Genomic DNA, 21,042 nt, shown 5'->3' with positions numbered 1-21,042 from the left:
TGTACTACTATAGTGTACGAAAAATTGAGGTTTGCTATGTCCATTCGCCCTGCCATTAAAGACGACTGCGCGGCGATCGCCGAGATCTATAACCATGCCGTCGTCCATACCGCCGCCATCTGGAATGATAAAACTGTGGATACCGACAACCGCATCGCCTGGTTTGAAGCCCGCCAGCTGGCTGGATTTCCGGTACTGGTGAGCGAGGAAGACGGCGTCATTACCGGTTATTCCTCGTTTGGCGACTGGCGGGCGTTTGACGGCTTTCGCCATACCGTGGAGCATTCGGTGTACGTTCATCCCGAACATCAGGGGAAAGGGCTGGGCCGCAAGCTGCTGGTCGCCTTGATCGCCGAAGCGCGACGGCTGAATAAACATGTGATGGTCGCCGGCATCGAGTCGCAGAATCACGCTTCGCTGCATCTGCATGAAACGCTGGGCTTTATCACCACCGGGCAGATGCCGCAGGTGGGCACCAAATTTGGCCGCTGGCTGGATCTGACCTTTATGCAGCTGCAGCTGGATGCGCGTCAGGACCCGGACGGCAAAGCATGAACGCGTCGCTCACTCTCGCCTGCCTGATCGCCGCCGGCGTTGGCCTGGTAGTGCAGAACACTCTGATGGTGCGCATCACCCAGTCGGCGTCGACGATCCTTATCGCTATGCTGCTCAATTCGCTGGTCGGGATCGTTATCTTCGTGACGATGTTACTGCTGCGCCAGGGCGTCGCCGGCTTTCAGGAGCTGGCCCTGAGCGTGAAATGGTGGACGCTGATCCCCGGCCTGCTGGGGTCCTTTTTCGTCTTCGCCAGCATCAGCGGTTATCAAAACGTTGGCGCGGCGACGACCATTGCGGTACTGGTGGCCAGCCAGCTGGTGGGCGGGTTGATCATGGATTTAGTTCGCGCCCACGGCGTGCCGGTGCGGGCGCTGATCGGACCGTTATGCGGGGCGGTGATGCTGGTGGTGGGCGCCTGGCTGGTGGCCAGACGCCAGTTCTGAGCGCATCTTCAGAGGATCGCGCCGCCTTTGGTCAACTGCTCGCGGCGCGCGTCCTGCTCTTCCTGATGCTGTCGCCCATGATGGGCGATGGCGGTGCGCAGACGCTGCTGTTGGATATAGCGTTCCTCACGACTGAGTTGCGCATCATCACTCAGGGCGATTAGCAGCTCATTCATATGCGCGATAACGCCCTCGGCCAGGGCGTCATCGACTTTGACGATAACCTCATCCAGATGTGCCATCCTGTTCTCCTTTCGCTTAATTCAGTTTCGCTTTGGAAAAATCGCTCCCCATCATGCTGACGGTGTAGCCGCTGACGTTGCTGCGCGTCGCATAGAAGGTTTTCCCGGTCGCCAGGGTGATCCATGGCGCCTGCTGATAAAAAATCTCCTGCGCCTGTTCGTAGAGTTTGGCCCGCGCCTGCGGATCGCTCACCAACAGCGCTTTCTTTACCAGCGCGTCATAGGATTTATCACACCAGCGGGCGGCGTTGGAGCCGGTCTGGATATTATCACAGCTGAGCAATGTGCCAGCAAAGTTGTCCGGATCGCCGTTGTCCGACATCCAGCCATACAGGGCGCTGTCGTGCTCCCCTTTACGCATACCGGCAAGGTATTCGCCCCATTCATAGCTGACAATTTTGGCTTTCACCCCCACTTTCGCCCAGTCGTTTTGGATCATTTCGGCAATGCGTTTTGAGTTTGGGTTGTAGGGGCGCTGGACCGGCATTGACCACAGGGTCACTTCCGCGCCTTGCTCCAGACCCGCCTGCTTGAGCAGCGCTTTGGCTTTCTGCGGATCGTAATCGTAATCCGGGAGATCTTTCTTATACCCGAGCATCGTCGACGGGATCGGTGATTTCGCCACGCTGCCGGAATCGAGGAATACCGCCTTGACGATCGCCTGCTTGTCGGTAGCGTAGTTTAACGCCTGGCGCACCAGCACATTATCAAACGGTTTTTTCTCGGTGTTAAACGCCAGATAGCCGACGTTCAGCGCCTCAACCGCATGCAGCGCCAGATCTTTATTGCCCTTAATCACCGGGAACTGTACCGGCGACGGCGCGGGAATAATCTGGCACTCGTTGGTCTGCAGTTTCGCCAGACGGGTCTCGACGTTCGGCGTAATGGAGAAGATCAGGTGCTTGGTCGGTACCTCGCCTTCCCAGTAGTGGGGATTGGCAATATAGCGGATTTGCGAATCCACTTTATACTGCTGCAGCGCATACGGCCCGGTACCGACAGGCCAGTTATCAACGTTTTCCGGCGTTCCTTTCTTCAGCATCGCCTCACCATACTCTGCCGACAGAATAGAGGCGAAGTCCATGCCCCAGTCGGCAAGAAACGCCGCGTTCGGCTCGTTGAGCTCGAACTGGACATGGTAATCATCCACCTTTTTCACCGATTTAATCAGCTTATCGAGGCCCACGTCGTGGAAGTATTCATAGTTCCCCTGCGACACCTTGTGATAAGGATGCTGAGGATCCATCTGGCGCAGCACGGAGAACAGGACGTCGTCGGCGTTAAAATCGCGGGTCGGTTTGAAGAATTTGTTGCTGTTGAACTTCACCCCCTGACGCAGAGTAAAGGTCCAGGTTTTGCCATCCTCAGAGACGTGCCACTCGGTGGCCAGCGACGGGATCGGCGTATTTTTCACCGGGTCAAAGCTCACCAGACGGTTATACAGTACCTGCGAGCTGGCGACGAACGACGGACCGGAGCTGGCGATCTGCGGATTGAAGGACTCCGGAGAGGCTTCTGAGCAGTAGACCAGAGTGTCATTGCCTGCGGCCCAGGCGGCGCCGGCCGGCAGCAGTGCGCTCAGCAGCAGCGCCAGCGTGGTTTTCCCTGTAGACATGGTTATAAGTCCTGATTATTGATTATAAGAACAGTAATAACAGCACAGCCGCCTGACGGCGGCAAATAATCAATGGCTATCACCTTATGCAAAACGCGTGGAATTTGCTGGTTTAATCGACGTTGCGCTGCTTTTTACGCCAGAGGGCTTCGGGATGTTGTGAGCCACACAAAATTCCTGCAAAAAAATGTGCGATAACCGCCCGGCTCACGCTTCCCGTCAGTGCCGCCCGGTACACTGGGGGAACCGCAGAACAAGAGGTTTCCACCATGACAATCACCTGCAATCTGTACATTAACGGCCAGTGGCACGATGCCGAAGGCCGCCGCACCTTTACCCGACGCCACCCGGCCCACGATGAGGCAGCCTCGGTGGCCGCTGCCGCCAGCCTCGCCGACGGCAAACGCTGCGTCGAAGCCGCGGCCTGCGCCTTTCCGCTGTGGCGCGATACTGCGCCGGCGGAACGACGTCGCTTACTGCTCGAGGCGGCGGAACAGATGCTGTTGCGGGAGGCGAAATTTATCGCCGCCATGGCGGCGGAGACCGGCGCGACCGCGCACTGGGCCGGATTTAACGTTCATCTGGCGGCAGATATTCTGCGTGAAGCGGCGGCGCTGACCACCCAGATTGAAGGGCAAATAATTCCGTCCAACGTGCCGGGTAACCTGGCGATGGGCGTCCGCCAGGGGGCGGGAGTGGTGCTGGGCATGGCGCCGTGGAACGCGCCGCTGATTCTGGCCACCCGGGCCCTGGCGACGCCGATGGCCTGTGGCAACACGGTGATCCTTAAGGGCGCCGAACTTTCCCCCGCCACTCAGGGACTGATTATCGACGCCCTTGACGCGGCCGGCTTCCCGCCGGGCGTGGTGAACTATCTTACCTGTGCGCCTGAAGATGCGCCGGCGCTGGTGGAATCGCTGATCGCCCACCCGGCGGTGCGGCGCGTTAACTTTACCGGCTCCACACCGGTGGGGCGCATTATCGCCCGCACCTGCGGACAGTATCTGAAACCAGCGGTGCTCGAGCTCGGTGGAAAAGCGCCCCTGCTGGTGCTGGACGATGCTGATATTGAGCAAGCGGCGGCGGGCGCTGTTTTTGGCGCCTTCGCCAACGCCGGGCAGATCTGCATGTCCACCGAGCGCATTATTGTCGACAATGCCGTAGCGGAGGCGTTTATCCCGCAGCTGGCCAGGCGCGCAGCCGCCCTGCCTGCCGCCCTCACGGGCCCGGTTGTCGATATGAACACCATCGCCCGCTGCAACGCGCTCATTGACGATGCGTTAGCGAAAGGCGCTCGCCTGCTGACCGGTGGTAAAGCCAACGATACCCATATGAGCCCGACCCTGCTGGACGGCGTGACCCGCGAGATGCGGCTGTGGCGTGAAGAGTCCTTCGGTCCGGTGAAAGCGATTATTCGCGTCCATAGCGAAGAGGAGGCGCTGGCGGTGGCCAACGACAGCGAGTACGGTCTTTCCGCTGCGGTCTACAGCCGCGACAGCGCCAGAGCGTGGAACGTAGCGCAACGTCTGCAAACCGGGATTTGCCATATCAATGGCCCAACGGTGCATGATGAGGCGCAAATGCCGTTTGGCGGCTGCAAAGCCTCCGGCTATGGCCGCTTTGGCGGCCGGGCCGGGATCGCGGAATTCACCGAGCTGCGCTGGATAACGATCCAGACCCAACCCCGCGAGCTTCCCTTCTGAGGCCCAGCGCCTCTTAACTATGGCTGGCGATAAGCTGCGCCAGCCCCTGCGGGTTGTCCCACGCCATCGAGTGTCCGGCATGGGGCACGATGCCGACCGGGATCCCTTGTGCCTGAACGAGGTCGCTATCCGCGTAAGGGAGCGACCGCTCTCCGACGATCAGCATTTTCTGGCAGCGCAGCTGGCATAGCTGGGTAAACCAGGGCGTGTCGCTGCCGCGTATCAGGCTGCTGGCGGCCCGCCAGACGGCCCAGGGGGCGCTGTTTTGTAAACAACCCGCCCACGGCGAGCGCTCCTCCGCCAGCAGCCTGGCATAGCCGTCAGCGACAAAGGTTGTCTCTGACTGCGCCGCAATGCGCCTGCTGTACTCGCCGCCGCCGGCGAACAGGTTGGGTTCCGAGACCAGCAGCGTGGTCACCCGCTCGCCCAGTAGCCCCGCCGCTTCGATGGCGATGCTCCCTCCCATGCTATGCCCGAACAGCGCGAAGCGCTGCAGGCGCAGGTGGCTGAGGAACTGCTCCAAAACTAAAGCCTGCTCATGTATGTTGTAACTAAACGCGCGCGGTTTATCGCTATAGCCGAAGCCCGGCAGATCGATGAGTATTTTGCGCCGTTCGCGGAGCGCAGGATCGCTGGCAATGCGGGGATAATCGTAGGATGACGCGCAGCCAAGGCCGTGGATAAACACCACCGGAAGGCCATCTCCCGGGAAATCGTGCCAGCGCAGCGTAGCGCCAGCGACGGACGAATAAAAACCGTTCACCTGTATGCCTCCATGATAAGGTTACTGTTTTTTTATACAGTAACCTTATCCTTTGTGCTACCCCTTTCTGCCGTCTAGCGCCTGAGGGTTAAAACAGCGAGACGAGCAGCGCCATCGGGAAGCTGAACGGCCAGGTGGCGCCGATCAGCAGGGCCGCCAGCAGGCGGATCATCCGGCTCTCTTTGGTTAAAAACCAGCTAATCACGGCGCATATCACGCCCATAATGGCGTAAAACACCAACATTTTTTGATATAACGTCATTCTTACTTTTTCCTTCCCTGAGGGCGTTCCATGGTGGGATGATTATCTGCCATGACGTCGTGATTCAGAGATACCTGTATAACAAAATCAGAAACGGGCTGAATATTCAGAATAAAGCCTGATTCGTCTTAATCTGATAGCGCAACCGCTGGCGCCGTACTATACCTTTAGGACTTACTCATTAGGGTGGCGCTATGGATGTCTCCAGTAAAACCGTCGTTATGATTAATGTCTGCGCCGCGTTCGCGCTTATCAGCCTGCTGTCCGTAAGATTTGGCTGGTTTTAATCATTTAATTCAGCAACGAAACCTAAAAAAGCAGCCCCGGAGGCTGCTTTTTTACACGCGAACAACAGAGTTGTTATCTTGCTGTCGGGCGGCGGGGGCTAACTGCGCGGCAGCTATTACCTTATTAAGACTGGGGTTATAGCGCGGCAGTACATTGACTTTTTCACTATCCCATTCGGCGGCGGCGCAGACGGCCTGCCCTACGCCCATCTTCTCACAGCTTTGGATTCGTTTCGCCGGGGCATTACCATAGCTCAGCGCCACAGCGCCGATAGCCAGCAGAATAAAAGCAAAAATTTTCACAGCGACATCAACGTCAAAACCTAATATGCCCTAAATGATCGCATGAGCGGCGGCGGAAAGTCAAACCCGGGGCACGCTACCGGGCGGCATCCGGTATTTGCCTCTGCCTCAGGGCTATAAAATATTCAGAACAAATATCATGCGATAACCGTAAATATTAAAAGCTTATCTCTAGCCGTGAAATACTTTCTGTTCAGGGGAGTTAATTTCGCTAATAAGGAAAATATTTCGCCGTCGGCAAGGGGAAAAGGATCGCCGCCTTCGCCACAGGCGCAATATATCGCGCGGGCCGTCATCGTAAGAAGATAAATGGCGATGGCAAGCCGTTGTAACATAACCTCTTCATCTCCGTCATCACGGATAAGAGCCAGAAATAGCGCTAAATGACAACAAATATCATTTGCCTTCGCGTCAGATAATACTTACATTCATAACCATTGGTAATGCTTTAGCGCAGTTCGCGCTTTGAATTTCGAGGTGGATATGTCCGGAATCATCACGCTGGTCATCGCGCTAATCCTGCTGGTCGCGGCGGTGTATAATCTTATTTCCTACATTCGTGACCGGCGCAGCGCCAGCCTGCCCAGCAAAAAAACCAAGCGCTGAAAGTAGTTAAAGCGGTATTCTCGTTACCCCGGCGCGACTGGCCGGCTCATCTCTTCGCTCTTCTGCGAGCACAAAAAAGCCCCTGCCGACAGACAGGGGCCGCAATTCGGTCGCGAACCGCGATGTTGCCGCCCCACCCGCCGGGCGCTGTGCGCCCAGGGTGACTGGCGGACCCCATCCGGCGCTTATCTCCGGCACTCATGATGGCTTAGCTCTTGAAGGGGCATCAGAATAATCTCATATTCCCTGGGTTGAGTTTTGACAATTTTTGCCATTGTGACTATTAGCGGCCTAACACACCCATCGCGCAATAGTCGCCTGGCGCTAAATGATCAATCCTTTAGCTATGCTTAACCATCACATGGCGGACCACGGTATAATCCTCAAGGCCATACATCGACATGTCCTTGCCGTAGCCTGACAGCTTCTGGCCACCGTGCGGCATTTCGCTGACCAGCATAAAGTGGGTATTGACCCAGGTGCAGCCGTACTGCAGCCTGGCGCTAAGACGATGGGCGCGACCGACATCTTTCGTCCATACCGAGGAGGCCAGGCCATACTGAGAGTCATTCGCCCAGCTCAGGGCCTGCGCTTCATCGCTGAAAGGCGTCACGCTGACTACCGGACCAAACACTTCGCGCTGGACAATAGCGTCTTCCTGCCGGGCGCCGGCGAGCAGCGTCGGCTGGAAGTAATAGCCCGCGCCGTCAGCCCGACTGCCGCCGGTGACCACCTTAATGTGCGGCAGCGCCCTTGCGGCTTCCACCGCCGCGCTAACGCGCTCAAGATGGGCCAGCGAGCTCAGCGGACCCAGTTCGGTGGCAGCGTCCTCCGGCGCCCCCATTTTCAGGCTGGCCACCGCCGCCCCAAGTTTCTCCACCAGCTGGTCATAGATACCCTGCTGGGCGTAGATCCGGCAGGCGGCCGTGCAGTCCTGGCCGGCGTTGTAAAAACCGAAGGTCCGCACCCCATCCACCACCGCATCGATGTCCGCATCGTCAAAAACGATCACTGGCGCCTTACCGCCCAGCTCCATGTGGGTGCGTTTAATCGACGAGGCGGTATGGCCAATGATATGGGCTCCGGTGGCAATCGATCCGGTCAGGGAGACCATTCGCACTTTAACGTGGGCGGTCAAGGGGTCGCCCACCGTTTTACCGCGGCCAAACAGCACGTTGATAACCCCCTCCGGGAAGATATCTTTTGCCAGCTCCGCCAGCTTCAGCGCCGTCAGCGGGGTGATCTCCGAGGGTTTTATCACTACGCAGTTGCCCGCCGCCAGCGCCGGGGCCAGCTTCCAGGCCGCCATCATCAGCGGATAGTTCCACGGCGCGATGGAGGCCACCACGCCCACCGGATCGCGGCGGATCATTGAGGTATGCCCTTCGAGATACTCTCCGGCCGCCATCCCCGGCAGGCAGCGAGCGGCGCCGGCGAAGAAGCGGAAGACGTCGGCGATGGCCGGCATTTCATCATTAATCACGCAGTGCAGCGGCTTGCCGCAGTTCAGCGACTCCAGCTGCGCCAGGGTTTCAGCCTGCGCCGAGATGGCGTCCGCCAGCTTCAGGAGACATTCCGCACGCGTCTTCGGCGTCGTCTGACTCCAGGCATCGAATGCCCGGTCCGCCGCCTCAACGGCGGCATCGACCTGGGCCGCTGTCGCTTCGGCAATCTCCAGGATCACTTCGCCGGTTGCAGGGTTATATACCGGAACCTTCTCGCCTTCACCTGCCACTAACTTACCGTTTATCAATAGGTTGTGTTGCATAGCATTATCCTGTTTCATGGTTTTATTTCCCGTTTCCGGCGTCGTTATCGCCGTCGCGGGTGAGCCACCAGGCCCCTAAGATTGGTATCGTCGTTACCAGCATCACCAACAGCGCGACAACGTTGGTGACGGGCACATCTCGCGGCCGCCCCAGCTGATTCAGCAACCACAGCGGCAAGGTGCGTTCATGCCCCGCGGTAAAAGTGGTAACGATAATTTCATCAAACGACAGAGCAAATGCCAGCATTCCCCCCGCCAGCAGCGCCGACCCCAGATTGGGCAGCACTACGTAACGAAAGGTCTGCCAACCGGTAGCGCCTAAATCCATCGAGGCTTCCACCATACTCCACGAAGTCCGGCGGAAACGGGCGATGACGTTGTTAAACACCACCACCACGCAGAAGGTCGCGTGCCCCACCACGATCGTCAGCAGGCCAGGCTCAAGGCCGACCGCTTTGAACGCCGTCAGGAGTGCCAAGCCGGTAATGATCCCCGGCAGGGCGATAGGCAGCAGCAGCAGTAGCGACACCGCATTTTTGCCAAAAAAGGCGCTGCGCCACAGGGCTCCTGCAGCCAGCGTGCCAAGCACTAAGGCAATGGCGGTCGACAGGGCGGCGATTTTAAGTGACAGTGTCACTGCCTGCAGAATGTCGCTGCGCCCGGCCGCCTCGCTGAACCAGCGCAGCGTCAGCCCCTGCGGCGGAAAGCTAAAGGCTGCATCTTCCGTATTAAAAGCATAGATGGCGATAATCAGCAGCGGAAAGTGGAGGAATATCACCCCGCCCCAGGTCGCCAGTCGCAGATACCAGGGCGCGCGTTCAGAGTGCATCGAAGGCTCCCAGACGTTTCACGAACGCCAGATAGAGGGCAATCAAGACGATAGGCACCAGGGTAAACGCCGCCGCCATCGGCATATTGCCGATCGCCCCCTGCTGCGAGTAAACCATATTGCCGATAAAGTATCCCGGCGGGCCCACCAGCTGCGGCACGATAAAGTCGCCTAGCGTCAGCGAAAAGGTGAAGATCGACCCAGCGGCGATGCCGGGAATGGCCAGCGGCAGCACCACGTAGCGAAAGGTCTGCCGCGGGGCCGCGCCGAGATCGGCCGAGGCCTGTAGCAACGATCCCGGAATACGCTCCAGCGCCGCCTGCACCGGCAGGATCATAAACGGCAGCCAGATGTAGACGAACACCAGAAAGCGTCCAAGGCCGGAGGTGGACAAGGTATTGCCGCCGATCGCCGGGACGCTCAACAGCGCGTTCAGCGCCCCCTCCAGTCCAAGATGACCGAGGAACCACTGCGCCACGCCATCTTTCGCCAGCAGCAGCACCCACGCATAGGCTTTGACGATATAGCTGGCCCACATTGGCAGCATGACCGCGATATAAAAGAAGGCCTTCATTTTGCCGCTGGTATAGCGCGCCATATACCAGGCCATCGGCAGCGCCAGCAGCGCGCTGGCCAGCGTGACGCACAGTGCCATCACCAGGGTCCGCACAATAATGTCGTAGTTGGCAGGGTTGAACAGCGCCCGCAGGTTAGCCAGCGTGAAGTCGCTGGTCACCGACATGGTGAAGTCGTCAAAGGTATAAATGCTCTGCCACAGCAGGGTCAGCAGCGATCCCAGATAGACGATGCCAAACCACATCAGCGGCCCGAGCAGCAGTAAAAACAGGCCCAGCGCCGGTCGGCGCCAGAAGATCCCCGATATGCGCCCGGTCTGCGCAGGAATTATTGCCATGGTCATCTCAGCCTCCGCTTTCCAGCGGGGTCATCGCCGAGCGCGACCATGACGCCTGTACTATTTGCCCGGTTCGCGGAACGCTGGCCGCCGCCGCGCCATCGATGTTGGCCTGGCTGACCAGCAGTTTGTCGCCATCCGCGAGGCGGAGCTCGATCCGCGTCGCCGCCCCCTGATACTGCACCGCCTGCACCACACCCTGCACCTGCACCTCGCCGCCGCCCTGCAGGCGAACATGCTCCGGACGCAGCGACCAGCTGCCCGCCATCCCGCACAATCGTCGGGCCGCCTCGGCTGCAAAAACGTTGGCGGTGCCGACAAAACCGGCCACAAACGCGGTCCTGGGGTGCAGATAGAGATCCTGCGGGGCATCCACCTGCTCAATGCGCCCGTTGTTAAACACCGCCACGCGATCCGACATCGACAGCGCTTCGCTCTGGTCGTGGGTCACGAAGATGAAGGTGATCCCCAGCGACTGCTGCAGCTTTTTCAACTCCACCTGCATCTGCTCGCGGAGTTTCAAATCCAGAGCGCCCAGCGGCTCATCGAGCAGCAGCACCCGCGGCTGGTTCACCAGCGCCCGGGCAATCGCGACCCGCTGCCGCTGGCCGCCGGAGAGCTGGGAGGGCTTGCGATGATGAGCAAAGCCAAGGGCCACCTTCTCCAGCGCCTCCTGGGCGCGGGCATGGCGCGCTTTCTTCGCCATGCCTTTGACCATCAGGCCGTAGGCGACGTTGTCAAGGATCGACATGTGGGGAAATAGCGCGTAGTCCTGGAACACGGTATTCACATCCCGCTGCCAGGGCGGCAGTTCGCTGGCCGGCTGACCAAAGATATGGATGGTTCCGCCGGAGAGCTGCTCAAAACCGGCGATCAGCCGCAGGCAGGTGGTTTTACCCGAGCCGGACGGACCCAGCATCGAGAAAAATTCTCCATCGCGTATGCCAATGCTAACCCCATCCACCGCCCGCACATCGCCATACAGGCGCGATACATTCTGGAACTCGACCGCGTACGTCATTGTTTGCCTCCGATCCTTAGCGGCCGCCCATTATCGCAATATAGTCCTGAGTCCAGCGGCTATAGGGCACGTATTTCCCGCCTTCCGCAACCGGCGTTTTCCAGAAGTGAATGCGGTTAAACTGCTCATAGCCGTTGGTCTCACAGCCTTTATCACCGAGCAGCGCGCTGGCTTTACAGCCCTCAGGCACCACCGGCAGCGAACCGAACCATGCCGCCACATCGCCCTGCACCTTCGGCGTGAGCGACCAGTTCATCCATTTATAGGCGCAGACCGGGTGCTTCGCCTCGCTGTGCAGCATGGTGGTATCCGCCCAGCCGGTTACCCCCTCCTTCGGGAACACGGTGGCGACCGGCTGGCCTTCCGCCTTCAGGCCGTTGGCTTGATAGGGCCACGAACTGGAGGCGGCTACCCCTTCGTTTTTGAAGTCGTTCATCTGTACGGTGGCGTCATGCCAGTAGCGATGGATCAGCGGTTGCTGGTCGCGCAGGACTTTCAGCACCGCGTTGTACTGGGTTTCGGTCAGTTGATAGGGGTCTTCGATCCCCAGCTGCGGCCGGGTGGCTTTGACAAACAGCGCGGCGTCGGCGATATAGATCGGGCCATCATAGGCCTGCACCCGCCCCTGGTTGGTTTTACCATCCGGTAGATCCTGCTTGACGAACACCACGCGCCAGCTGTCCGGCGGCGTCGGGAATACGCGGGTGTTGTACATCAGCAGGTTCGGCCCCCACTGATACGGCGTGCCATAGACTTTACCGCCGACGTTAAACCACGCCCCCTTCGCAATACGCGGATCAAGGGAGCCCCAGCCGGCAATCAGCGCCGTGTTGATCGGCTGCACGCGTTTGCCCATGATCAGGCGCAGCGAAGCATCACCCGAGGCGGTGACCAGATCGTAGCCGCCTTTGGCCATCAGACTGACCATCTCGTCAGAGGTGGCAGCGGTTTTGACATTAACCTGGCAACCGGTGTCCTTTTCGAACTGACTCACCCAGTCGTACTGTTTGTCGGTCTGACCGCGTTCGATATATCCCGGCCAGGCAATAATATCGAGCCGCCCTTCCGGTTTATCCAGCGAGGTGAGCGGCTCTGCCGCCTGAACGGTCAAACAAGCCATACCCAGCACATAAAGGCTGCAACGGGCAATTTTTTTGCTCATCAGGTGTTACTCCTGTCACAAAGGAATTAGCGGCAGCCGTGCCGTAAAAATATCTCCTGAAATAAGGGTAGTCAGCGGATTAACGCCCCCAGGGGAATTTATTCAGGTTGTGACCCGGGACGCATTACGTAAAAATCGCCAACACAAGCAGGACTTTATGGATTATAGACAACGAGTTAGGGAATGAGGAGGGGTATGCATATTTCCTATGGTGAGCGCCGGTAAAATAATGACCGGCCTCGATAAAAATCCTCTTTCGCTTATTTTCGCAGAATGTTTATGATGAGAAAAATAAACGACAGGGTCAGGCAAGCTGTTCGCGAATAAGCTCCCCCAGGCGCTTCACCCCCTGCTCTTCGCGTTCCCCCCAGCCCCAGGCGGTATTAAAACGGAAAAACGAGGTCCAGCTGTCGGAGGTGGAGAACATTTTCCCTGGGGCAATGCTGATGTGCGACGCCAGCGCCCGGGCGCTAAGTGCGCTAGCGTCGGCCCCTTCCGGTAGTTCGATCCACAGAAAGTAGCCGCTGTCGCTGTGGTGGACGATGACCTCCGGCGGCAGATGGCGCAGCAGCGCCTGCCAGGCCTGCTGTTTACGCTCCGCCAGCTGACGACGTAGACGGCGCAGGTGGGCGTCATAGCGCTTGGTGGACAGGTAATCCACCAGGGCTAACTGCATCGGCGAACTGGTGGAAAGCGTACTCATCAGCTGGAGCTGCTGGATCCGCCGCGCCTGTTTGCCGGCCGCCACCCAGCCGATACGAAAGCCGGGTACCAGACATTTTGAGAACGAGCTGCAGTGCAGCGTCATCTCCTGGCGATCCCAGAACTTCGCCGGTAACGGCTTTTCGCGGCCAAAATAGAGCTCGCTGTAGACATCATCTTCGATCAACATCACGTTATAGCGCGCCAGCAGCGCCACCAGCGCCGCTTTTTTTTCAGCGCTGAGGGTGAAGCCGAGCGGATTTTGGCCGTTGGTCATCAGCCAGCAGGCCTTCACCGGATAGTTTTGCAGGGCCGCCTCCAGCGCCGTCAGATCAATGCCTTCCCTGACGTCAGTGGCCACCGACAATGCTTTCAAACGCAGCCTCTCCAGCGCCTGCAGGGCGCCGTAGAAGCAGGGGTTTTCCACCACCACCCAGTCTCCCGGCTCGGTCACCGCCTGCAGGCTGAGGTTAAGCGCCTCCAGCGCCCCGGCGGTGATGACGATCTCGTCCGGCGAGACGTTCATCCCCTGCAGGGCATAGCGACGGGCAATGGCATGCCGAAGTTCTGCATTGCCCGGCGGCAGATTCTCAATGACGCTCATGGCGGTGGCGGTTTTACTCACCTGCGCCAGCGAGCGGTTGAGCTGCTGCAGCGGGAAGAGACGCGGGTCCGGAAAGGCCGAGGCAAAGGGCAGCATCGACGCCTGGCGGCTGGCCTGGAGCACCTCAAAGATATAGGTATTGATATCGACGGCTTCATCGCGAGTGACTTGGGCAGGCGGCGCCGGCTGGCGGAGCTTCACCGGCTGAGGGGCAACATAATAACCCGACTGCGGACGGGCGACGATGCGCCCCTGGCTTTCCAGCAGCTGATAGGCATGGCTGACGGTCATAAAGCTCATGCCGCTGCTGATCACCTGCTCGCGCAGCGACGGCAGCCGATCGCCAGGCAACCAGACGCCAAGGGCGATCTGCTCGGTCAGTTGCTGCGCCAACTGTTGATACTTTTTCATTGCGGCCGTCCCCGTACGATAACGTCCCATTATCATATATCAGTTATAAAAAAATCATAGTTTCCTGTAACTGTTATATCTGCAGCGGCGGCCGCGTCGCCGTGATAGCACGGGATGAGTTTAAAATATCACCACCCAGAATAGCGAGATTAAAACAAACCAGAAGATAATCATTACGCCAAGCGTAATGCACAGACTCTGTAATCCTTTTTCAGACATTGGCATTCCCTTTTATTTATTCCCGAGCTCATACAGTACAAATTAGCCGCGGAGCCGACAATTTATTATTATTTAATTTACGATTAACCGGCTCAGCGTTTTTACTTATTCTCATACTAATGAGTGACAATAAATCAGAGTAAAAATCCGTGGCGGATTTCGTAAGCCAAAATATGAGCTACGGGGGGTGGTAAGGATATATTATGCCGACCAGGTGACTACGCCATACCGGCGGCAGGGCCGCGTAGCCAGCCGTTAGCAATAATATGACAGACAGCGGAATAGACGCCTAATCACCTTCCGCAGGGATTAATCAAGGTTGCGCAAGGATATTTTCTCGCCCTGGCAACAGCTGAAAAATCATAACAGCGGCCAACTGTTATGATAAAAAATGGCGTGACTGCCTCTGCCCCTCAGTCGTCACTCCACCTAAAATTGCGCTGAATCAATTTTGTTGTGGAGTCCTGCATGTTCGGTCTTGATGCATTCCATCTGGCGCGAGTTCAATTCGCTTTTACGGTCTCATTTCATATTATCTTCCCCGCCATTACCATCGGACTGGCCAGCTATCTGGCGGTGCTCGAAGGCTTATGGCTAAAAACAAAAAATCCCGTCTGGCGCTCGCTGTACCATTTCTGGTCGAAGATTTTCGCCGTCAACTTCGGTATGGGGGTCGTTTCCGGGCTGGTGATGGCCTACCAGTTCGGCACCAACTGGAGCGGTTTCTCACAGTTTGCAGGCAGCATAACCGGCCCTCTGCTGACCTATGAAGTCCTGACGGCATTTTTTCTGGAAGCGGGCTTCCTCGGGGTGATGCTTTTCGGCTGGAACCGCGTGGGGCCGGGGCTACACTTTTTCGCCACCTGCATGGTGGCGCTGGGTACTATCATCTCCACCTTCTGGATCCTCGCCTCTAACAGCTGGATGCAGACCCCGCAGGGGTTTGAGATCGTTGATGGCCAAGTCGTGCCCGTCGACTGGCTGGCGGTGATCTTTAATCCGTCGTTCCCCTACCGATTATTGCATATGACAGTAGCGGCATTTCTCAGTAGCGCGCTGTTTGTCGGCGCCTCGGCGGCCTGGCATCTGCTGCGCGGCAATCAGTCGCCGGCGATCCGTAAGATGTTCTCGATGGCGCTATGGATGACGCTGCTGGTCGCCCCCGTCCAGGCGCTGATCGGCGATATGCATGGCCTGAATACCCTGAAGCACCAGCCGGCGAAAATCGCCGCCATTGAGGGGCACTGGGAAAATCCGCCGGGTGAGCCAACGCCGTTGCTGCTGTTTGGCTGGCCCGATATGGACCAGGAGCGCACCCGCTACGGGCTTGAGATCCCGGCCCTGGGCAGTCTGATCCTCACCCACAGTCTTGATAAACAGGTGCCGGCGTTGAAAGAGTTCGCTCCTGAGGAGCGCCCGAATTCTACTGTGGTGTTCTGGTCATTTCGCCTGATGGCCGGGCTAGGCATGTTGATGCTGCTGCTGGGCGTGCTGGCCCTGTGGCTGCGTCGCGGCGACCGGCTATACCACTCGCGGCCGTTTCTGCGTTTTGCCCTGTGGATGGGGCCATCCGGCCTGATCGCTATTCTCGCCGGCTGGGTGACCACCGAGGTGGGCCGCCAACCCTGGGTGGTGTATGGCGTTCAGCGCACCGCCGATGCCGTTTCCGCTCATGGCGATCTGCATATGTCGGTCAGTTTATTGACCTTTATCGTAGTGTACAGCGCCGTCTTCGGCGTCGGCTACAGCTATATGCTGCGCCTGATTCGCAAGGGGCCGCAGGAGATGCTCCCGGCGACAACCGGTACGCCCGCCCGCCCGCTGTCCGCCGCCACTGAAGGTTATCTGCAGAAGGAGTCCCGCTAATGGGTATCGAATTATCGGTGATCTGGTTCGTGATTATCGTCTTTGCCACGCTGATGTACATCGTCATGGATGGCTTTGATCTGGGCATTGGCCTGCTGTTCAGCACGGTGCGGGGCGGCGGGGATCGCGACGTAATGGTCAACAGCGTCGCGCCGGTATGGGATGGCAATGAAACCTGGCTGGTGCTCGGCGGCGCCGGCCTGTTTGGCGCCTTTCCCCTCGCCTACGCGGTGATCATCGACGCCCTGTCGATCCCCCTGACCCTGATGCTGATCGGCCTGATTTTTCGCGGCGTCGCCTTTGAGTTTCGCTTCCAGGCCACGCCGTCGCACCGGCCATTCTGGGATCGCGCCTTTTTTGGCGGCTCCCTGCTGGCAACCTTCAGCCAGGGCGTGGTGGTCGGGGCGGTGATCAACGGTTTCACCGTCAGCGGTCGCGCCTTCAGCGGCGGCATGTTTGACTGGCTGACTCCGTTCAGCCTGTTCTGCGGATTCGGACTATGCGTGGCCTATGCGCTGCTCGGCGCCACCTGGCTGGTGATGAAAAGTGAAGGCGCGCTGCAGCAGAGAATGCGCAGCGCATCGCGGCAGTTGCTGGGTGCCCTGCTGGCGGTGTTTGCCGTCATCAGCCTGTGGACTCCGCTGGCGCACCCGGCGATTGCTGCCCGCTGGTTCAGCCTGCCGAATCTCTATTTCCTGCTGCCGGTACCGCTGCTGGTGATCCTCGTTAGCGGCTGGCTGTGGCGCACGCTGCATCAGCGCGACCGCCATGTTTCGCCCTTCACGCTGACGCTGGGCCTGGTCTTTCTCGGCTTCAGCGGACTGGGGATCAGCATCTGGCCGCATATTATCCCGCCGGCCATCACGCTGTGGCAGGCTGCCGCTCCCCCGCAAAGCCAGGGCTTTATGCTGGTGGGCGCCCTGCTGATTATTCCGGTCATTCTTGGCTACACCTGCTGGAGCTATTACGTGTTCCGCGGCAAAGTTCAGCCCGGGGAGGGATATCACTGATGCATACTGCCTGGCCTAAACGTCTGCTGTGGCTGATCGCGCTCTGGGGAGGCAGCGTACTGACGCTGGCCGCCATTAGCCTGCTGTTTCGCCTGCTGATGACCGCTGCAGGGCTAAAAGTCTGAGTGGGATGCAGAGAGGTCCGAAAAGGGACTTCTCCATCTTATCTTCACTTTTGCCTGATGAAATACGGCGATACATCTGAAGAAAGGATATTGCTATGAAGAAGTTAGCTTTACTCTCCGCCGTAATGACGCTTGGAATGTCGTCATGGGCTTTTGCTGCCGACAACCCGCCGCCGCCGCCGGAAAAAGGCGCGCAGCATCAGGGTAAACCGCCGGTGAAAAACGGCCAACACGAAGGTAAGCAAGCGCAATACAACAGCAAACAGCCACAACGAGACGGCAAACAGCCGCAGCACGACGGTAAACAGCCGCAACACGATGGTAAACAACCGCCGCACAACGGCAAGCAGCCGCCAAAAGGAAGCGAGCACAGCGGGAAACCGCTGCCGCCGAAAGCGTAACACTCTGGCCTGGCCTTCCGCGTCAGGCCTTTTTTCATCCTTCGTCAGCCATCGTTGACAAACTCTTGCCGTTCTTTGAGATGCCCGAAAAAAAGCCTGCATTGCGCCTGACATAGTATGTCCACGCCATTGTTCCGTCGAGAAAAGGTATGTTAAAGAGAAGCATAAGCGCCCTGCTGTTGCTGTGCGCATTATTTTCCGGGCATCTGTTGGCCCATCGTCAGGGACACGAGTACTTTCCGGTGCAAAGTCTCGAACAGCAGCTGCTGCACGAAGCGGATAGCGATGAGCTTCGCAGCCAGCACGAGGAGGCCGCCGCAGACCTGCGCGAACATCACCGCTGGCAGGACGACCGTAAACCGCGGGCATCCTGCCAATAGCATCGACTCGAATCAGGCCCCTTTGCGCTTCGGCAGCGTCTTCATCAGATCGTCCGGGCTGACGGAGGCCACAATGCTGCCCGGGTGCGGCATTTTGAGGATATGGTTTTTGATCTTGCCGACCACGTGCATTTCGCACGGACGGCAGTCAAACTTCAGGGTCAGGACCTCATCGCCATGGATCAGCTGCATCGGCGTGGCTTTCCAGCTCTTGATGGAGCCTTTCGCCTGCTTCGGGCAGAGGTTGAAGGCGAACCGCAGACAATGCTTAGTGATCATCACCGGCACATCGCCCTTCTCTTCGTGCGCTTCATAGGCGGCGTCGATCAACTGTACGCCATAGCGCTGGTAGAACGCACGCGCCTTGTGGTTATAGACGTTGGCGAGGAAGGAGAGATGGGTCTCAGGGTAGACCGGCGGCGGTACGGAGACCGGCTTGCGGGTGCCGCGCTGCCAGGCGTTGAGGCGCGCTTCATCCAGCATCTCCGCAGTTTCCCGACGCAGCTGGTTGAGCAGGCTGTTGGGCACAAACAGCGGCGGCAGATTAACCTGCACCTCGCGCGCATAGTAAATGGTTTGCCCCAGTTTTGTGACACCGTCACGCAGGTTGGTCAACGCTTTCTCCGCCTGGTTAGCTTCGGCGAACTCCCCGTCAAGGGTGTGGGTCACGCTGACGCCATCTTCACAGGTCATGGTGAGAACCAGCTGCTCCTGCCAGCCGCTCAACGTCACATCTACCGCGATGCGGCGTTCGCTGGAGGTCTTTAGCAGCGCCTGTTGCCAGTTATGATCGAGGTTGCGGTTGAGCGGCTGATGGGGGCGCACTTTATGCAGATCCGCTGGCATCTCGTTCGGCCATACCCGATAACGGTTTTCGCCGGTTTTTTCCACGGTATTAGCACGGAAGCCCACCACTTCGCGCTTAATCATCACGTTGAGACCATCGCCGTTGGTTAACGGTTCACTGACTTCAACGTCGAGATGGTCTTTGCCTACCTTCAGAACTTCACCCACCGGCAGGCCGATAAATTTCGGCGAATCAAAGGCGCCGATATCGCCTTTGCGGGCATTAACAAAGTAGTCAGTGCTGCCCCGGTGGAAGGTTTTATCCGTGGACGGGATAAAGAAATGCTCAGTGCGTCCAGCCGAGGCGCGCGCCAGGTCGCCGCGATCTTCGATAATGGCATCCAGCATTTGACGGTAGTGCGCAGTGATGTTTTTCACATAACTCATGTCTTTGTAACGGCCTTCAATTTTGAAGGAGCGTACGCCAGCGTCGATCAGCGCCGCCAGGTTGGCGGTCTGATCGTTATCCTTCATCGACAGGAGATGTTTCTCATAGGCCACCACCCGCCCCTGATCGTCCTTCAGGGTATACGGCAAGCGGCAAGCCTGCGAGCAGTCGCCGCGGTTGGCGCTGCGTCCGGTCTGGGCGTGCGAAATGTAACACTGCCCGGAATAGGCCACGCACAGCGCGCCATGGATAAAGAATTCGATAGTGGCGTCAGTGTGGTCGTAAATGGCTTTAATTTGACTGAGGTTCAGTTCGCGCGCCAGCACGATCTGACTGAAGCCGGCGTCGGAGAGAAACTTCGCTTTTTCCACACTGCGAATATCGCACTGGGTGCTGGCGTGCAGCTCAGTCGGCGGCAGATCCAGCTCCATGATCCCCATATCCTGCACGATCAGCGCATCGACGCCTGCGTCGTAGAGATCGGTAATCAGCCGCTGCGCCGGCTCCAGTTCATCGTCATGCAGAATGGTGTTCAGCGTCACAAATACCTTTGCGCCAAAGCGATGAGCGAAAGGCACCAGCCCGGCGATATCGCTCAGACTGTTGCTGGCGTTGTGGCGGGCACCAAAGCCAGGTCCACCGATGTAAACGGCATCGGCGCCGTGAAGGATCGCTTCGCGAGCGATACCGGCGTCCCGGGCAGGACTAAGAAGTTCAAGACGATGATTGTGCAGGCGCATACGCGTGTTGTTATCCAGTATAAGGGGGTCGAAATGGCGGCTATTGTAGTCAGAACCGGGCGCAGACGAAAACCTTTTCCGCCGTCGCGCGACGACGAATTTTCACTTTTCAACAAAGTATTGACGGAAAAGATATTTCCCTCAAATCACGGCGAAGAGTACTGTCATCACGTATTCCGGATTTTCCTCGTCACGTTGTGAGTGGTTATCATCAGTCATCTTGTCTGGCCGCGGGTTCGCTCGCGGTTTTTTCTTTTGGATAATGGATAAGAGAATGGAAATGGGCCGCCTGGGCGCCGCGGTTACGATACGCATGCGTCGCGTCGCCGGCGAAACGCCTACCCTCACCCGCCTGCAGCGAGTGCCACTCCCCTTGTAAGCACAAATCCAGCGTACCACTTATCACTACCACATGCTCAATCACCCCTTTCTCATGCGGCGTTGATTCGCTCAGCGCGCCGGGGGCAAGGGTTATCGAAAAATGGTCAAAGCGCAGCTCGGGATCCCACGGGAATACTGGCGTCACCACCATCGCCTGCTGCTGCGGATCAAACGCGGAGGGCGCGGCGCTGGCGTCCGGGACGATGAACGCCGAAAACGGTACGTTCAGCCCGGTGGCAATCTTCCACAGCGTCGCCACCGTTGGACTTGATTCATTCCGCTCAATCTGCCCGAGCATGGCTTTCGACACCCCGGTCTCTTCCGCCAGTCGCGACAGGCTCCAGCCTCGCTGCTGGCGCAGGGTTTTAAGCGTTGCCGCCAGATGTTGCGCAATATTCATCCTTCCTCCTGTTTTTACTGCGCAAAGTATACCGCCATTTGTCTGATTTTTTCAGGACGTTTAACGGCATCGTACGCCACTGGCGGCGAGTTTT

At 58.3% G+C, this 21,042-nt stretch carries 25 protein-coding genes; 11 read left to right on the top strand and 14 right to left on the bottom strand.

From position 1 onward, the window contains the following. Positions 1-36: 36 nt before the first annotated feature. Together ACR809_RS11765 and ACR809_RS11760 are read left to right on the top strand one after the other, a co-directional pair. Positions 37-555: a GNAT family N-acetyltransferase gene (locus ACR809_RS11765; protein ID WP_002906796.1), complete on the top strand. Its 519-nt coding sequence runs from the start codon at positions 37-39 to the stop codon at positions 553-555. Beyond that, entirely contained in the window at positions 552-1,001 is a 450-nt protein-coding gene (locus ACR809_RS11760; protein ID WP_004180135.1) for a DMT family transporter, read from the top strand. Before ACR809_RS11765 ends, ACR809_RS11760 begins: the two co-directional genes overlap by 4 nt. Positions 1,002-1,009: 8 nt before the next feature. Here ACR809_RS11760 and ACR809_RS11755 read toward each other — a convergent pair whose 3' ends face one another. Then, positions 1,010-1,243 carry a YdcY family protein gene (locus tag ACR809_RS11755; RefSeq protein WP_004180136.1) on the bottom strand — a complete coding sequence of 78 codons (234 nt, stop codon included), beginning with the start codon at positions 1,241-1,243 and terminating at the stop codon, positions 1,010-1,012. 16 nt (positions 1,244-1,259) lie between these two features. After that, a complete protein-coding gene (locus tag ACR809_RS11750) occupies positions 1,260-2,858 on the bottom strand; it encodes an ABC transporter substrate-binding protein (protein WP_002906804.1) in 1,599 nt (532 codons plus the stop codon). Between the two features lie 269 nt (positions 2,859-3,127). On the opposite strand from ACR809_RS11750, the gene ACR809_RS11745 reads away from it, so the two are divergent. Next, positions 3,128-4,561, top strand: a complete 1,434-nt coding sequence (locus tag ACR809_RS11745; protein ID WP_122051269.1) for an aldehyde dehydrogenase — start codon at positions 3,128-3,130, stop codon at positions 4,559-4,561. A gap of 13 nt (positions 4,562-4,574) precedes the next feature. On the opposite strand, the gene ACR809_RS11740 is transcribed toward ACR809_RS11745, so the two are convergent. Both ACR809_RS11740 and ACR809_RS11735 read right to left on the bottom strand, forming a co-directional pair. Beyond that, complete coding sequence (locus ACR809_RS11740; RefSeq protein ID WP_122051268.1) at positions 4,575-5,324, bottom strand: alpha/beta fold hydrolase; 750 nt, start codon at positions 5,322-5,324, stop codon at positions 4,575-4,577. An 88-nt stretch (positions 5,325-5,412) separates the two neighbouring features. Then, complete coding sequence (locus tag ACR809_RS11735; protein WP_002906888.1) at positions 5,413-5,586, bottom strand: GhoT/OrtT family toxin; 174 nt, start codon at positions 5,584-5,586, stop codon at positions 5,413-5,415. A 194-nt stretch (positions 5,587-5,780) separates the two neighbouring features. On the opposite strand from ACR809_RS11735, the gene yncL reads away from it, so the two are divergent. After that, on the top strand, positions 5,781-5,873 hold the full coding sequence (gene yncL / locus ACR809_RS11730; RefSeq protein ID WP_002906891.1) for a stress response membrane protein YncL: 93 nt from the start codon (positions 5,781-5,783) through the stop codon (positions 5,871-5,873). 51 nt (positions 5,874-5,924) lie between these two features. Here the strand turns inward: yncL and ACR809_RS11725 are convergent, their stop codons facing one another. Then, positions 5,925-6,176: a hypothetical protein gene (locus tag ACR809_RS11725; protein ID WP_048290534.1), complete on the bottom strand. Its 252-nt coding sequence runs from the start codon at positions 6,174-6,176 to the stop codon at positions 5,925-5,927. Between the two features lie 137 nt (positions 6,177-6,313). After that, positions 6,314-6,511: a hypothetical protein gene (locus ACR809_RS11720; RefSeq protein ID WP_004189776.1), complete on the bottom strand. Its 198-nt coding sequence runs from the start codon at positions 6,509-6,511 to the stop codon at positions 6,314-6,316. Between the two features lie 148 nt (positions 6,512-6,659). On the opposite strand from ACR809_RS11720, the gene ACR809_RS11715 reads away from it, so the two are divergent. Continuing rightward, the gene (locus ACR809_RS11715) at positions 6,660-6,782 is read left to right on the top strand and encodes a small membrane protein (RefSeq protein ID WP_004175940.1); all 123 of its coding nucleotides are present in this window, start codon (positions 6,660-6,662) and stop codon (positions 6,780-6,782) included. A 340-nt stretch (positions 6,783-7,122) separates the two neighbouring features. Here ACR809_RS11715 and patD read toward each other — a convergent pair whose 3' ends face one another. The 6 genes from patD to ACR809_RS11685 all read right to left on the bottom strand — a co-directional run bounded on the left by patD (position 7,123) and on the right by ACR809_RS11685 (position 14,192). Then, complete coding sequence (patD, locus tag ACR809_RS11710) at positions 7,123-8,550, bottom strand: aminobutyraldehyde dehydrogenase (RefSeq protein ID WP_004175939.1); 1,428 nt, start codon at positions 8,548-8,550, stop codon at positions 7,123-7,125. 22 nt (positions 8,551-8,572) lie between these two features. Further along, the gene (locus ACR809_RS11705) at positions 8,573-9,379 is read right to left on the bottom strand and encodes an ABC transporter permease (protein WP_004143773.1); all 807 of its coding nucleotides are present in this window, start codon (positions 9,377-9,379) and stop codon (positions 8,573-8,575) included. Then, positions 9,369-10,298, bottom strand: a complete 930-nt coding sequence (locus tag ACR809_RS11700) for an ABC transporter permease (RefSeq protein WP_032441246.1) — start codon at positions 10,296-10,298, stop codon at positions 9,369-9,371. Before ACR809_RS11700 ends, ACR809_RS11705 begins: the two co-directional genes overlap by 11 nt. Before the next feature lies 1 nt (position 10,299). Beyond that, positions 10,300-11,313 carry an ABC transporter ATP-binding protein gene (locus tag ACR809_RS11695; protein ID WP_004151215.1) on the bottom strand — a complete coding sequence of 338 codons (1,014 nt, stop codon included), beginning with the start codon at positions 11,311-11,313 and terminating at the stop codon, positions 10,300-10,302. Positions 11,314-11,329: 16 nt separating this feature from the next. Next, positions 11,330-12,475, bottom strand: coding sequence for a putative ABC transporter substrate-binding protein YdcS (gene ydcS, locus ACR809_RS11690; RefSeq protein ID WP_122051267.1), 1,146 nt, complete (start codon positions 12,473-12,475; stop codon positions 11,330-11,332). Positions 12,476-12,779: 304 nt separating this feature from the next. Then, positions 12,780-14,192 (bottom strand): aminotransferase-like domain-containing protein, encoded by a 1,413-nt coding sequence (locus ACR809_RS11685; protein ID WP_004180141.1) that lies wholly within the window; start codon positions 14,190-14,192, stop codon positions 12,780-12,782. Positions 14,193-14,879: 687 nt separating this feature from the next. Here ACR809_RS11685 and ACR809_RS11680 point away from each other — a divergent pair. The 5 genes from ACR809_RS11680 (at position 14,880) to ACR809_RS11660 (ending at position 18,193) form a co-directional block, all read left to right on the top strand. Beyond that, positions 14,880-16,277 carry a cytochrome ubiquinol oxidase subunit I gene (locus ACR809_RS11680; RefSeq protein ID WP_004151214.1) on the top strand — a complete coding sequence of 466 codons (1,398 nt, stop codon included), beginning with the start codon at positions 14,880-14,882 and terminating at the stop codon, positions 16,275-16,277. Further along, entirely contained in the window at positions 16,277-17,287 is a 1,011-nt protein-coding gene (gene cydB, locus ACR809_RS11675) for a cytochrome d ubiquinol oxidase subunit II (protein ID WP_009484795.1), read from the top strand. Before ACR809_RS11680 ends, cydB begins: the two co-directional genes overlap by 1 nt. Continuing rightward, positions 17,287-17,412: a DUF2474 domain-containing protein gene (locus tag ACR809_RS11670; RefSeq protein WP_002907461.1), complete on the top strand. Its 126-nt coding sequence runs from the start codon at positions 17,287-17,289 to the stop codon at positions 17,410-17,412. Before cydB ends, ACR809_RS11670 begins: the two co-directional genes overlap by 1 nt. A gap of 95 nt (positions 17,413-17,507) precedes the next feature. Next, positions 17,508-17,813 (top strand): hypothetical protein, encoded by a 306-nt coding sequence (locus tag ACR809_RS11665; protein ID WP_029602933.1) that lies wholly within the window; start codon positions 17,508-17,510, stop codon positions 17,811-17,813. Between the two features lie 149 nt (positions 17,814-17,962). Then, positions 17,963-18,193, top strand: a complete 231-nt coding sequence (locus tag ACR809_RS11660) for a DUF2554 family protein (protein ID WP_004143781.1) — start codon at positions 17,963-17,965, stop codon at positions 18,191-18,193. A 12-nt stretch (positions 18,194-18,205) separates the two neighbouring features. On the opposite strand, the gene ACR809_RS11655 is transcribed toward ACR809_RS11660, so the two are convergent. Continuing rightward, entirely contained in the window at positions 18,206-20,167 is a 1,962-nt protein-coding gene (locus tag ACR809_RS11655; RefSeq protein ID WP_122051266.1) for a peptidase U32 family protein, read from the bottom strand. A gap of 33 nt (positions 20,168-20,200) precedes the next feature. On the opposite strand from ACR809_RS11655, the gene ACR809_RS11650 reads away from it, so the two are divergent. After that, a complete protein-coding gene (locus tag ACR809_RS11650; RefSeq protein WP_014343127.1) occupies positions 20,201-20,368 on the top strand; it encodes a hypothetical protein in 168 nt (55 codons plus the stop codon). 10 nt (positions 20,369-20,378) lie between these two features. Here ACR809_RS11650 and ACR809_RS11645 read toward each other — a convergent pair whose 3' ends face one another. After that, a complete protein-coding gene (locus ACR809_RS11645) occupies positions 20,379-20,948 on the bottom strand; it encodes a helix-turn-helix domain-containing protein (protein WP_002907473.1) in 570 nt (189 codons plus the stop codon). Positions 20,949-21,042: the final 94 nt, after the last annotated feature.

Source organism: Klebsiella sp. CD33, assembly GCF_051992865.1.
GTDB classification, from domain to species: Bacteria; Pseudomonadota; Gammaproteobacteria; order Enterobacterales; family Enterobacteriaceae; genus Klebsiella; species Klebsiella pneumoniae.
This window is presented reverse-complemented; position numbering and strand designations above follow the sequence as displayed.